Annotated in this window: 8 protein-coding genes; 4 read left to right on the top strand and 4 right to left on the bottom strand. The window is 59.5% G+C overall.

Annotated elements, in window-relative coordinates; genetic code table 11:
• Positions 1-2190: peptidase domain-containing ABC transporter (locus VJ651_RS06610; protein ID WP_324106679.1), on the bottom strand; the 2190-nt coding region annotated here is incomplete at its 3' end.
• Positions 2191-2458: 268 nt separating this feature from the next.
• Here VJ651_RS06610 and VJ651_RS06605 point away from each other — a divergent pair.
• Entirely contained in the window at positions 2459-2848 is a 390-nt protein-coding gene (locus tag VJ651_RS06605) for a cyclic nucleotide-binding/CBS domain-containing protein (RefSeq protein WP_324106678.1), read from the top strand.
• On the opposite strand, the gene ppsA is transcribed toward VJ651_RS06605, so the two are convergent.
• Positions 2845-5268 carry a phosphoenolpyruvate synthase gene (gene ppsA, locus VJ651_RS06600; RefSeq protein ID WP_324106677.1) on the bottom strand — a complete coding sequence of 808 codons (2424 nt, stop codon included), beginning with the start codon at positions 5266-5268 and terminating at the stop codon, positions 2845-2847. The two genes, VJ651_RS06605 and ppsA, sit on opposite strands and share 4 nt — an antisense overlap.
• A gap of 20 nt (positions 5269-5288) precedes the next feature.
• Positions 5289-5735, bottom strand: coding sequence for an Hsp20/alpha crystallin family protein (locus VJ651_RS06595; protein ID WP_324106676.1), 447 nt, complete (start codon positions 5733-5735; stop codon positions 5289-5291).
• A gap of 387 nt (positions 5736-6122) precedes the next feature.
• Here VJ651_RS06595 and VJ651_RS06590 point away from each other — a divergent pair, with 387 nt between their 5' ends.
• The 3 genes from VJ651_RS06590 to rpoD all read left to right on the top strand — a co-directional run bounded on the left by VJ651_RS06590 (position 6123) and on the right by rpoD (position 12693).
• Complete coding sequence (locus VJ651_RS06590) at positions 6123-9434, top strand: PAS domain S-box protein (RefSeq protein ID WP_324106675.1); 3312 nt, start codon at positions 6123-6125, stop codon at positions 9432-9434.
• 188 nt (positions 9435-9622) lie between these two features.
• Positions 9623-10537, top strand: coding sequence for a sensor domain-containing diguanylate cyclase (locus VJ651_RS06585; RefSeq protein WP_324106674.1), 915 nt, complete (start codon positions 9623-9625; stop codon positions 10535-10537).
• Between the two features lie 278 nt (positions 10538-10815).
• Positions 10816-12693, top strand: coding sequence for an RNA polymerase sigma factor RpoD (gene rpoD, locus VJ651_RS06580; protein WP_324106680.1), 1878 nt, complete (start codon positions 10816-10818; stop codon positions 12691-12693).
• A 464-nt stretch (positions 12694-13157) separates the two neighbouring features.
• Here the strand turns inward: rpoD and VJ651_RS06575 are convergent, their stop codons facing one another.
• On the bottom strand, positions 13158-14159 hold the full coding sequence (locus tag VJ651_RS06575; RefSeq protein ID WP_324106673.1) for a TRAP transporter substrate-binding protein: 1002 nt from the start codon (positions 14157-14159) through the stop codon (positions 13158-13160).
• Positions 14160-14265: the final 106 nt, after the last annotated feature.

Raw genomic sequence — 14265 nt, 5'->3', positions numbered from 1 at the left:
GCCTTTGGGTAAGCCATGAGCGATGAACAGCATGGTGACCTTGCCTTTCAAGGCATTGATAGTGTGTGCGAAGTGCTCGGCGGTCGGGACGTCCAGCGCGCTGGTCGCTTCGTCAAAGATCAGAATGCTGGGGCGCTTGAGCAAGGCGCGGGCAATGGCAATCCTCTGCTTTTGCCCGCCCGACAATCCCGCACCGCGCTCGCCAATTTCGGTTTGATACCCCTGCGGCAGCGCCTCGATCACGTGGTGGATTTCCGCCATCTTGCATGCAGCGACGATCTGCTCGAACTTTGCATTTGGGCTGGCCATCTGCAAGTTGTCGTAGATCGTGCCTGAGAACAGCATTGTTTCCTGCGGTACGACACCGAAGTAACTACGCAACTCATTCGCCGAAAGGTAACGGATATCGACGCCGTCGATACGGATGGCACCGGCACTGGGTTGATAAAACCCTTGCAGCAGTTTGGCCAGCGTGCTTTTGCCGCAGCCGGAGGGTCCCATGATGGCGATGGTCTGCCCGGGTTGGATGGCCAGTGACAGATTCTCGTACACCAATGGCAGGTGGTCGCCGTAGCGGAAGGCGATCTCACTGATGTGGATTTCCCCGCGTCGGTTTGTGTCGCGGGCGGGGATCGCAGAATACGGCTCGACCGGTGCGTTCATGAGATCGCCCAGCCGGATCACCGCCAGTTTCGCTTGCTGGAACTGCTGCCACAAGCCAACCAGACGCAGCATCGGCTGCGATAATTTACCGGCAAACATCTGGAATGCGACCAGCATGCCGATGGTAAATTCGGCCGAGTGCATGACGGTGTAGGCGCCGATGCTTAGAATCAGCAGGCTCAACATCTGTTCGAGCAGGTTGGCGAAGGTGTTGTAGGTATTGGCCAATTGCCTGGTAGCGAAGCCGGCGGACAGGTAACTGGCAAGATAAGTGCTGTACTTGCTGTTTAGTTGCGGTTCGAGCTGCAGCGACTTCACCGTTTCCAGTCCGACGATGTATTCAGTCAGAAAAGCCTGGTTGCGAGCACCCAATTGGAATTGCTCTTGCAGGCGCATTTGAAACACCGGCGCCACCAGAAGGCTTAAACAAACAATCGTTCCCAGTACCGCTACGGCAATCAATGTCAGCGTGACGCTGTAATAGAACATGATCGCTACGAAGATCAGCAGGAAGGGCAAATCCAGCACCAGGGTCACGGCGGCGCTGGCGATGAATTCACGAATGGTTTCGATGCCGTGCAACCGCGCGGCGATTACACCGGTAGCGCGGTTCTGGAAATACAAGGGCGGCAATTTGAACACGCGCTCAAATACCGAAGAGCCGAGTACCGCATCGACGCGGTTTCCGGTGTGCAGAATCAAGTACTGGCGCAGCCAGGACAAGCCTGCCGAAAACAGCATGAACAGCGCCATGCCGATGGCAATAACGATCAGGGTGCTTTGCGTGTGATGAACAACGACCTTGTCGATGATGGTCTGGGTAAACAGGGGGGTGGCCAAGGCGATTATCTGAATTACCAGCGATGCCAGCAACACTTCCTGCCACAGTCTCTGATGCTTTAGCAGTTCGGGGATAAACCACCTGAAGCCGAAGCGGCGTGCCTGCCTGGCCTCGGCTTCGCTGTCCGGATCGGTGGCAGGATCGACTTTCGGGTGAATGCGGGTAACGTAGCCGGAATAGCGGAGTTTGAATTCATTGAGCGAAATCGTGCGCGGAGTGACATCGTTCACTTCGACAAGAAGGACATTGCCCGCCTCCGCTTGGAGGATCAATGCGGGACAATAACTTTCTGCGCTGCCGTCATCGGTCCCAGGGGCATCGCCACTTTCGGATTTCTGTGCCTCACGAGAAGCGGGCCTGGAATCAAACCAGCCAATGAGTGGAAAGGCTTCCTTGTGCAGCTTCTCCGGTTTGCTCTTGCGCAATGTCGATTCCAGGCCATACGCTTCTACGGCACGAATCAAAGCCCCGATCGTGTACGGCGCTACCCATTGCTGACTTGCCAGCTCGGTCGCGAAAGGTTTGCGATGGAGCGCACACACCCCTTGCAGCACCCAGAAAAAGGCGCCCTTCGTGAGAGTTTTGCTGCTGACACTATTTACTGACCAATTGGCCATACTCAGGCACCATATTGTTATTTTTGCAACGCGCAATTTATAATAACGGCAACTTTTAAACAACCCCATCTTTATGGGAAAGATTAATTTCCGCTCTGGAATTGAAATCCAAACACAGCCGGCAGGGGAATGATTGGCGCACCAACGCAGCACCGGGGATTCGATGGCTTGACCGCAAGCGGGCGTTTGAGAATGGCTAACGAGGCATATGAACGAGGTGTGTTCACGGCCGGGCGTCGACATTTGAACCAACGCAAGGCACGAATACCTGCGGCGCGTAGTGTGCTTACTGCCGCAGCACCCTCACACAAGCGGCAATCCAGACAGGACGGCCATCATGAGCAAACCGATTTCCTCGATCATGCACAGGGTTGTCAGCCCTGCCAGCATGGACGATTCCGTGGAGGAAGTAGAAGCGCAGATGCAGACGCATCAGGTTTCTTCCGCTCCCGTTTATGACAGCGACGGCGTCGTTCTCGGCATCCTCACCGCAACCGACTTGCTGAGGTTTCACGCATCCGGAAGGGACGCAAAAACCGTGAAGGCCTGGGAGATCTGCACCTACCGCCCGATTGAGGTCGCGCCCGACGCGTCGATTGCGGAAGTTGCCGAACTCATGCTCGCGCACAAGATTCACCACGTGGTGGTGATGCAGGGCAGATCGATGGTCGGTATCGTGTCCTCGCTCGATATCGTCAGGCTGTTCCTCGACCGGAATATGACCTAACGTGGTGCCCGCCCGAGCCGACTCTCAACGTCCAGCACGAGCCGGGTCGTCTTGAGCAGCGTGTCGGGATTCAGGCTCATCGAATCGATGCCGATTTCCACCAGGTACTCGGCCATTTCCGGATAGTCGGACGGCGCCTGTCCACAGATGCCGGAATGGCGTCCGTTGCGGCGCGCGCCCTCCACCGTCAGCCGGATCATTTCCTTGACGCCGGGGTCGCGTTCGTCGAAATCGAAGGCGACGATTTCCGAGTCCCTGTCCACGCCCAGCACGAGTTGCGTGAGGTCGTTGGAGCCGATCGAAAAGCCGTCGAACAGACGCGAGAAGGCGTCGATCTGCACCACGTTGTTCGGTATCTCGCACATGACGTAGATTTCCAGCCCGTTCTCGCCGCGCCGCAAGCCTTGCCGCGCCATTGCGTCCAGCACGGTTTGCGCTTCCTGGATGCGCCGGCAGAATGGAATCATGAGCTTGACGTTGGTCAGTCCCATGGTGTCGCGCACGCGCTTCATGGCTTCGCATTCCAGCGCAAAGCCATCCGCATAGGCCGGGTGCGCATAGCGCGCCGCCCCGCGGAAGCCGATCATCGGATTGGCTTCCTGCGGCTCGAACCAGCGCCCTCCGAGCAGGCTGGCGTACTCGTTGGTCTTGAAGTCGGACATGCGCACGATGACCGGCTTGGGATAAAACGCGGCGGCAATGGTGGCGACGCCTTCGGCAAGCTGCCGCACGAAATAATCCGCCGGCCGCGCATAGTCGCGCGTCATCCTGGCGATTTCTTCACGCACTTTTTCATCGTCGATGCGCTCCGGATGCACCAGGGCCATCGGATGCACCTTGATATGTTCGGCAACGATGAATTCCATGCGCGCCAGCCCGACGCCGTCGGTCGGCAGGAAGCTGGTCTGAAAGGCCACATCGGGATTGCCGAGGTTGACCATCAGTCGCGTGTGCGGCCGTGCCAGTGAAGAGAGATCGGTGCGTATGGTCTTGAACGGGATCAGGCCGCCGTACACATGCCCGACGTCGCCCTCGGCGCAGGCCACCGTCACTTCGTCGCCGCTGCGGATTTCCTCGGTGGCATTGTCGCAACCCACCACCGCCGGGATGCCGATCTCGCGCGCGACGATCGCGGCATGGCAGGTGCGTCCGCCGCGATTAGTCACCACTGCCGCGGCGGTTTTCATGACCGTGCCCCAATCGGGCGTGGTGGTGTCGGCGACCAGCACTTCGCCGGGCCGGAATTGGTTGAGCTGGGAGACGTCGGTGATCACGCGCGCCACGCCGCTGGCGACCTTGCCGCCCACTGCCCGGCCTTGCGCGCGCACCGGCCCCTTCCCCTCCAGCACGTATTCCTCGAGCATGCCGGCCGTCTTGCGCGAGGCAACGGTTTCCGGCCGCGCCTGCACGACGTACAACTTGCCATCGAGACCGTCCTTGGCCCACTCCATGTCCATCGGCATCGGATGTCCGGCCTTCGCACTGTAGTGGTCTTCAATTTTGATGGTCGCCTCGGCCAGCTGCAGCACCTCCTCGTCATTCAGGCAGAAACGCCGCCGCTCGTCCTTGGGCGTGGATACGTTGCGCGTGGTCTCGCGCCCCGCCGAGCTGGCATACACCATGCGGATCTTCTTCGCGCCGAGAGAACGGCGCAGCACCGCGCGATGGCCGGCATTGAAGCTCGGTTTGAAGACGTAGAACTCGTCGGGATCGACGGTGCCTTGCACGACGTTCTCGCCCAGCCCGTAAGCGCCGGTGATGAAGACGACATCGAGAAAACCGGATTCGGTGTCAAGCGAAAATGCCACGCCGCTCGACGCCAGGTCCGAGCGCACCATTTTCATGACGCCGATGGAAAGAAAAACCTTGAAATGATCGAAACCGTTGTCGATGCGATAGCGGATCGCACGGTCCGTGAACAGGCTGGCGAAGCAGTGCCGCACCGCGTCCAGCAGGCGCGCCTCGCCGGCGATATTGAGGAAGGTCTCGTGCTGCCCCGCGAAGCTGGCGGTCGGCAGGTCCTCGGCCGTGGCGGAGCTGCGCACGGCGACCGTGAGTTCGTTGCCGTATTCCTTCCTCAAGCGCGCATAAGCCGCAGTGATCTGCGCCGCCAAGTCCTCGGGCATGGCTGCTCGATAGACGATTTCGCGCGCCTGCCGCGCGCGGCGGGCAAGGTCATCGACATCGCCCGCCTTCAAGCCGTCCAGCGCATCGTGCAAGGCGGGCCATGCGTTGGCCCGGTCCAGCAGGTAGCGATAGGCGGCGGCGGTAATCGCAAAGCCGTTCGGCACGCGCACGCCTTTCGGCGCCAGTTCGCGCACCATCTCGCCCAGCGACGCGTTCTTGCCGCCGACGAGAGCGACGTCGCCAATTCCCAGGTCGGCGAACCAGCGAATCCAGGATGCGCTATCGTTTGCCATGCCGGCGCCGCGGGCAGCCGCTACTGGATGGTGATCTGCTTGGTGGTGCCGCCGGCCTTCTTCGGCAGCATCAGGCTCAGCACGCCATCCTGATACCTGGCTTCCACCTTGGATTCGTCCACATCCTGCGGCAGCGTGAAGCTGCGATACTGCTCGCCGTAGTGGCGCTCCTTGCGCACCATGTTGCCTTCCATCTTCTCTTCCTTCTCTTCCTTGGTTTCGGCGCGGATAGAAACCACGTTGCCGTCGATTGCGACCTTGATGTCTTCTTTCTTCACTCCCGGAATATCGGCCTTGATCTGATAGGCCTGCTCGGTTTCCGCCACGTCCATGCGGATGCGCGGTTCGGCTTCCATGCCGCGCAGCGAGGGCATCATGGAAAACTCCTTGAAGAAATCATCCATGTTGCGGAAGGGATCAAACCGCATCATGTCGCTGAAGGGATCAAAACGGGTCAAATTAGCCATAGTAACCTCCATGGTGAGTGCGAATCGATTGAAACAACCCGAATAACGCCATGCTCCCCGGCGCGTACGGCCATGCAGTGAACATCCGCACGCCGCAGAGGACATCCGCCCGGGATCCGCTCGTCGCGAGACGCAAGCCGAGCCGGAGCACTGCACTCATCATAGGTATTGGGCCGCACACCGCCATGAGCGAGGTCAATCGAAACCGCTGCGCGACACAATCGCGGTCCATTGACCCTTGCCGCAAACTTTGTTCAGATCGCTCTGGATTAATCCGCGCCAATTTATCTTTCCGCAACGCCAGATTCGCAAAGCTGCGCAAACTGACACTTGGCGTTCAACATGTTGTCTTACTTTTTTCGACTCAGGCTTGGGCCGCCGTCACTTATGGAAAATCCACTGCAGGCGCGCATCGACTCCCTCACTGAGGCGATCAGGCACCTAAGAAGAGACCTCGCGCGGAGCAAGCAGGCGGAAGCCTCCTTGCGCGCCAGTGAAAAACGCTTCCGCGCCTTCTTCAACGACACGCCGGTAGGCTTCGCGCAATTCGCACCGAACGGCCGTTTTCTCGAAGCGAACAAGCAGTTCTGCAACATGCTGGGCTATAGCCGCAACGAATTGCTTGAACACACCTTTCTCGACGTCACGCATCCATCCGATCGTGCAAGAGACCAGGAGTTGCGGCAACAGGTCCTGCAAGGCAAGATCCCGCGAGCGACCTGGGAGAAACGTTACATCCGCAAGGACGGCGGTATCGTCTGGGGCAGCCTGAGCCTGTCCGCAACACGCTCAAGCGATGGCGGCATGACTTACCTGCTGGCCGCGGTCGACAACATCAGCGAACGCAGGACCTTGCAGGAATCGCTGAACCGGATCGCCACCAATCTTGCGAAGACGGAAACCATGTCCTTGTCGGGTACCTGGCAGTGGGAAATCAGCCCGGGTACGATAAGCGCATCGCCGGAGGCCCTGCAGCTGTTCGGGATATCGCAGGATCAGGCATCCGTACCGTTCGACATATTCCTGCAGCGCGTCCATCCGGAGGACAGGTCCGTCCTGAGAGAAGCGCTGCGGCTTGCGACCACGGAACAGAAACCGTATCAGCTCGAATACCGGGTCTGTCTGCCACAGGGTAATGAAAGAGTGGTGCTGGCAAGCGGCGATATCTACGACCGCGACAAGGCGGGAAAGCCTCTCGTCATGGTCGGCATGGTGCAGGACATCACCTTGCGCAAACAGGCGGAGCGTGCGCTGGCGGAGAGCGAACAGCTGTTTCGACAATTGTTCGACAATGCCGCCGACGGCATCTTCATCGCGGACAAGGACGGCCAATATACCGACGTCAACACGAGTGCATGCCGCATGCTCGGATACCGCCGCGACGAACTGATCGGCATGCGCATTACCGATCTGATTCCGGAAGAGGACAAGGAGCGGCTCGCCACGGCAAGAGCCTATTTCTTGCAGGACAGCGAACATGCGCAGGTCGGCGAATGGAAGTTGCGGCACAAGAGCGGGGGATTCATCCTCGTGGAGGTCAATGCGCGAATCCTGCCCGATGGCCGGTGGATGGCGATCGTGCGCGACATCGGCGAACGCATGCGTATCCAGCGCGAACTGGAGCATTACGCCGAGGAATTGCAGGACCTGTATGACCACGCGCCTTGCGGCTATCACACGCTCGACGGCGATGGCGTGTTCTTGCAGATCAACAAGACGGAGCTGGACTGGCTGGGCTATGACAGCGAGGAACTGATCGGCAAGAAGAAGGTGACCGAGCTGCTCACCGAGGAAAGCAAGAAGAAGTTCAGCGAAAATTTTCCCAAATTCCTCGACCCCGGCCGGGTGCGCGACCTGGAAGTCGAATTCATACGCAAGGATGGCAGCATCCTGCCGGTGATGCTGAGCGCGTCCATCGTCTTCGACCTGGACGGCGGTATCGTCAGCAGCCGCACCACGCTGTTCGATATGACTGAACTGGCGGAAGCGCAGAAGAAATTGCGGCAAGCCGCCACCGTGTTCGAGCACACCAACGATGCCATCACCATCACCGACGCCGGCGGCACCATCGTCGCCGTGAACAAGGCGTTCTCCAAGATCACCGGCTATCAGCCCGAGGAAGTGATCGGCAGGAATCCGCGCATTCTGAAGTCGGACCGGCAGGACGACGAATTCTATCGAAGCCTGTGGTCCAGCATCGAGCAGACCGGTTCGTGGCAGGGCGAAATCTGGGATCGCCGGAAATCCGGCGAGTACTTCCCCGCCTGGGAGACCATCACCGCCGTCAGGGATGACAGCGGACGGATCACGGATTTCATTTCGGTCTTTTCCGACATTACGACCATCAAGGCGACCGAGGAGAAACTGACGCAACTGGCCTACCATGACGCTCTCACCGGCCTGCCCAACCGGCTTCTATTCAACGACCGGATCACCCAGGCGCTGGCGCATGCCAAGCGCCATCACACGCGTGCCGCGCTGCTGCTGCTCGACCTCGACCGCTTCAAGCTGATCAATGACACGCTGGGCCATGCGGCGGGCGACCAGTTGCTGCAGGTCATTGCGGCGCGTCTGAAAACGGCGATCCGCGAGGAGGATACCGTCGCCCGCCTCGGCGGGGACGAGTTCGCGATCATCCTGCCGCAGGTCGACAGCATCGAGGATGCCGCGATGTTCGCGCAGAAACTGACCAAGCTGGTGTCCCAGCCTCTGCCGCTGTCCAGCCAGATGCTCACCATTTCCACCAGCGTGGGCATCGGCATCTATCCGGACGACGCGCTCGACCCGGAAACGCTTTCCAAGTCGGCCGACATGGCCTTGTACGGCGCGAAGGACAAGGGGCGCAACGCGTACGAGTTCTATACGCCGGAGATGACGCGCAGCGCGACCGAGACGCTGCTGATCGACCGCGACCTGCGCCACGCCCTCACCCTGAATCAGCTGGAGTTGTTCTATCAGCCGCAAGTCAATCTTGCCACCGGGCGCATCGTCGGCGTCGAGGCGCTGATTCGCTGGAATCGCCCGTATCATGGCCTTCAGCTTCCCGCGCGCTTCATTCCGATCGCGGAAGAAACCGACCTGATCGAGTCGATCGGCGACTGGGTGTTCGACACGGCCTGGGAGCAGTTGCAGCGCTGGCGCGCGGCTGGCGCGCCGCCGGTTCGCCTGGCAATCAATCTGTCGGTGCGCCAGATCAAGCGCCCGCACCTGGTCGACGAGATCCGCAAGAAACTGGGTGCCGTGCCGCCCTATGCCGATACCGGGATCGACCTGGAAGTCACCGAGACGGCCCTGCAGATCGAGCCGGATACCGTGGACGCGCTCAGGGAGCTCAAGGCGCTGGGCCTGAACATCGTGATCGACGATTTCGGCACCGGGTATTCGTCGCTCAACTCCTTGAAGCATCTCCCGGTCGACATCCTGAAGATCGACCGTTCCTTCATCCACGGCATTCCGATGGATGCCGGCGACAAGGCGATCGCCAGCGCGATCGTCGCCATGGGGCACAGCCTCGGCATGCGCGTGGTGGCCGAAGGCGTGGAGACGCACGAACAGCTGCAATTCGTGATGGACCAGCATTGCGACGACGTGCAGGGTTTCCTGCTCTACCCGCCGCTGCCGGCCGATGAATGCGGGCGCTTCCTGATGTCAGGCTTGCCCATTGATCTTCATCAAAACGAACAGCGGGTGCCGCACTAAATTGGAACTGCGGCAGCTCGGGGGGAGACGTGGCGCGTACACCAAGTGTCAGGCACTCGATGTAATAGTGCATTTCTTCATCAACCGGGTCTGCCGCCTCGCCGTCCGTTCCACTTCATTCTTCCCCCGGCACAACTTGACGCCCATTCGGCGACGCTCTTTTGTCGTGCATCATTTACGGGCAGGCAATGACCAGTTTCTCCGCAAACAATCCTCTGCCCGACCAGCAATTCTCCCTGGTCAAAACGCTCGGCACCGTTGCCAATGCCGTCTTCATGACCGATGAAGCGGGCAGCATCATCTGGGTCAACGACGCGTTCTGCAAGCTGAGCGGCTATGCAGCTTCCGAAGCGATCGGCCACACACCCGCCCTGCTTCAGTCGGGCATGCAGAGCCCCTCCTTCTACACCCGCTTGTGGGAAACCATCCTGGCAGGTCATGTGTGGCAGGGCGAAGTGGTCGACCGGCGCAAGGACGGCTCGTTCTATACCGTGGAAGAAGTGATCACGCCGCTGTTCAACGAAGATGGTCTTGTTGTCAATTTCATCGCCATCCAGCGCGACATCAGCAAGCGCAAGAAGGATAGGGAAATCGACCACTACCTTGCCTACCATGATGCGCTGACGGGCTTGCCGAATCGCCTGTTTTTCCTCAGCGTCCTGCAGCTCGCGGTCACCCACGCCGAACACGCGCAGCAGATGCTTGCAACCCTGTTCATCGACCTTGACGAATTCGCATCCATCAATGAAAGACTGGGTTCCCGTATCGGCGACCGCCTGCTTGCGGCCGCAGCCGACCGCCTGCGTTCGACCCTGCGCAAGGAAGACACCCTCGCCCGGTTTGGCGGCGACGCCTTTACCGTCCTGATGATCGATATCCGCGATAGGGAGGTCGCCATGACCATGGCAAGCGCCTTGCTGGAAGCGCTTTCCCATTCGTTCATCATTGAAGGCCAAAAAATCGAACTTGGCGCCAGCATCGGCGTCTCAATCTATCCGGCTGACGGCAATGATGCGAAAAGCCTGCTCAGCCGCGCGGACCAGGCCATGAACGCGGTGAAACGCGAAGGCGGTAATGCCTTTCGATTTTGTCACACGCCTTGAGCCCTTTTCGGCGAGGAACTGCCTGCAGAGCGACACCTGCTGCCGCTGCCGGTTTTTTTAGGCGAAGCCCTCGAATTCCGGCGCTTCATCCCCATATCGCACACAGGAAAAAAGACCTCGTTCAGGTTGTATTTTTGGCTCTTCCGGCTGTCACGTGGTGTCAGACAAACCACACTCAACTACCCCGGATGAACCTCATTCTTTATCAGGAGTAGCAAGAAGCAGTGACTACACGAACCGACACCCCCGCAAACAAGAGCCGCCAGCCGCTTCGCGACATGCCGGAAGCCGCGCGTGAACATCATCGCCAGGACTTCAAGACCTTGTTGGAGCTGGGCAAGCAGCGCGGCTATCTGACGCACGCCGAGATCATCGACCACTTGCCGGACGGCATTGCTGAAGGCGACGCGATTGAAGGCATCATTGCCAGCCTGACGGACATGGGCATCGCCGTCTATGAGCAGACCCCGGATGCGGAAACGCTCCTGTGGTCCGATAACACAACGGCAACGACGGTCGATGACGAAGCCGAAGCCGCGATCGAAGCCGCGCTGTCCACCAACGGCAGCGACTTCGGCCGCAGCACCGACCCCGTACGCCTGTACATGAGCCGCATGGGCACGGCCAGCCTGCTCACGCGCCAGAACGAGATCGACATTGCCAAGCGCATCGAAGCCGGTCTGCACGACATGATGCGTGCGCTGTCGGCCTGCCCCGCGATCGTTGACGAGATTCTCGCCACGGCGGAAAAGGTCGCGCGCGATGAAATCAAGGTGAATGCGTTCATCGGCGGGATGGCAGAGCTGCCGGCGTCCGATGATGACAGTTCGACATCAGTCGCCGCCGCGCATCGCAAGGACGAAAAGGATGACGAACTGGAAAGCGATGCCGAAGGCGCGGATGAGGACGACGATGGCACGACGCTGTCGCCGCGCCAATTGCAGCAATTGAAAACCGACGCACTTGCTGCATTTGATCGTATCGCGAAATCCCTCAACGCCATGGGCAAGGCGCGCGCGCGCTACGGCTATCGTTCCAGGCCCTACCTCAAGGCACAGGAAAGCATCTCATCCGAGCTGGCCGGCATCCGCCTCGCACCCAAGGCCATCGAGCAGCTGGCCGCGTCGCTGCGCGCGCAGGTCGATCGCATGCGCGAGAGCGAAAAGGCCATCGCCGACATCGTGATCGACCGCTGCGGCATGCCGCGTGCGCATTTCAATGCCGTCTTCCCCGGCAACGCCACCAACATGCAATGGGTGGACGACGAAGCGGCCGCCGGCAAGTCCTACAGTGCCTGCCTGGTGCGTCATGCGCCCGCGGTGAAAGAGGCGCAGGAGCGGCTGCAGGAAGTGCAGGCGCACGTGGCGATTCCGCTCCCGGATCTGCGCAACATCCAGCGGCAGGTGGCGGCGGCGGAAATGCGCGTGCGCCGCGCGAAGAACGAGATGATCGAGGCGAATCTGCGCCTGGTGGTCTCGATCGCGAAGAAATACGTCAACCGCGGCTTGCCCTTCCTCGACCTGATCCAGGAAGGCAATATCGGCTTGATGAAGGCGGTCGACAAGTTCGAATACCGTCGCGGCTTCAAGTTTTCCACTTATGCGACATGGTGGATTCGCCAGGGGATCATGCGCGCGGTCGCGGACACGGCGCGGACCATCCGGGTGCCGGTGCACATGATGGAAATGGTGAACAAGCTCAATCGCATTGCGCGATCGATCCGCAGCGAAACCGGTGCAGCGCCCGACGCGGCCACGCTGGCGGTCAAGATGAAACTGCCGGAAGCCAAGGTGCGCGAGATCATGAAGATCGTTCGCGAACCGATATCGCTCGATATGCCGGTCGGTGAAGAAGGCGACATGGAGCTTGGCGACATGATCGAGGATACGCATACGACCGCGCCGGAGGATGCGGCGGTGCAGGCATCGATGCGGGCTATCATCAAGGACATGCTGGCCTCGCTGACGCCGCGCGAAGCGAAAGTGCTGCGCATGCGCTACGGGCTCGACACCTCGCGCGACCATACGCTGGAAGAAGTCGGCAAACAACTCGACGCCTCGCGCGAACGCGTTCGCCAGATCGAAGCCGCCGCAATGAGCAAGCTGCGCCATCCGTCGCGTGCCGAGAAGCTGAGAAGCTTTCTGGAAGCCGACTGAGAAAGACCGTCACGCAATGCGCGAGTAGCGGGTCGAGATGAATTTAATCGGCGCGCCGGGAAGGCCATGACTGTCCACGGAAAACACGGAAGGCACGGAAAATGGCAAGACTTTTTTACCTTTTGTGGGCAGCCGTCATTTCCCTGCAAAAGGGCAGAAGCTTTGCCAACAAAAAGAAAAGCATCCACGAGGATTGCAAAGCTTGACCTCATGCCCATGGTCTGCAACGGCTTAAACCTGCCGGAATCCCGGTGCGCGCCGCTTGGCAAGCCTGCCATTTCCGCACTCTGTCCGGGCGCTCTAATTGACCACGGCAGTCAAGGCTGCACATCTTCAAACCTTTGAGGACGGGAAATCCGTGTTGAATGCGATGGCGAAATTCCGGGCCGGCCTGGGCGCCGCATGCATGGGAAAACGCCGCGATGTCTCTACCGCGGCGTTCCTGTTCACAAGGCACGAATTAGTCAGAACGTGGCAGGATCCCAGTTTGTCTCATGGTGGATCGCATCGAGCAGCTCCTTGCCGATGACGGGCTCAAACTGTTTATGCAGCGGCGCAAGCGCCTTCTTGAAAGCCTTCTTCTCGGCCGGCGTCAGATCGACGATCTGCATCTTGGTCTTCTTCAGTTCAGCCAAGGCATCGTTGTTGTCCTTGGCGGCGATGCTGTTGAAGTAATCGGTGCTGTCTTTTACGACACCGTCCATGATCTTGCGAATATCCGGCGGCAATGCGTCCCAGAACCGCTTGTTCGCGACCAGCACATAGTTGTGGAAGCTATGGTTGGTGAGGGTCATGTACTTCTGCACTTCGTAGAACTTTTGCGTTGCGATGTTCGAGGTCGGATTTTCCTCGCCGTCGACCGTCCCCGTCTGCAAGGCAGTGTAGACCTCTGAGAAAGCCAGAACTTGCGGATTGGCGCCAAGCGCGCGCATCTGTGCGTCGATGACCTTCGATGGAGTGATGCGCATTTTCAGGCCCTTGAAGTCGGCCGGTGTGCGAAGCGGCCGGTTCGCTGTGGTTTCCTTGAACGCGTTATCCCAGAACGCCAGGCCGGCAATGCCCAGCCGGTCAAGCTTGTTCAGCATGCCCCTGCCAACCGGACCCTGGGTGATTTTATGCGCTTCGTCCAGATTATCGAAAATGTACGGCAAGTCGAATACCTGGAACTCCTTGACGCCCATCGAGGTAAGTTTGGACGAGAGTGGCGCGAGGACCTGCACCGCGCCGAGCTGGAGCGCCTCCATCTCCTCCTTGTCCTTGTACAGCGCACTGTTCGGATAGACGTCGACTTTCACCCGTCCGTGAGTGCGCTCCTCGGCGAGCTTCTTGAAGTATTCCGCGGCCTTGCCTTTGGGTGTGTCGAGCGCGACGACGTGACTGAACTTGATGACGATAGGGTTTTGTGCCCAGACGGAAGCAGCGCAGAGCAGCGCTGCGAGTCCAAGCGTGAATTTCGTATATCTCATTTGCTTATCTCCTTGTTTCGGCTGATGATGACCTTGTTTTTCAGTACGCCATGCGAGACGCTGAAGTTTTCCGGTATTGTGAATAAATGTTTCCTCCTCTGCTCAA

It is taken from the genome of Noviherbaspirillum sp. (assembly GCF_035254865.1).
In the GTDB taxonomy this organism is placed as follows: domain Bacteria; phylum Pseudomonadota; class Gammaproteobacteria; order Burkholderiales; family Burkholderiaceae_D; genus Noviherbaspirillum.
The sequence above is the reverse complement of the archived record's forward strand: the minus strand, read 5'-3'. Positions and strand labels throughout refer to the sequence as shown.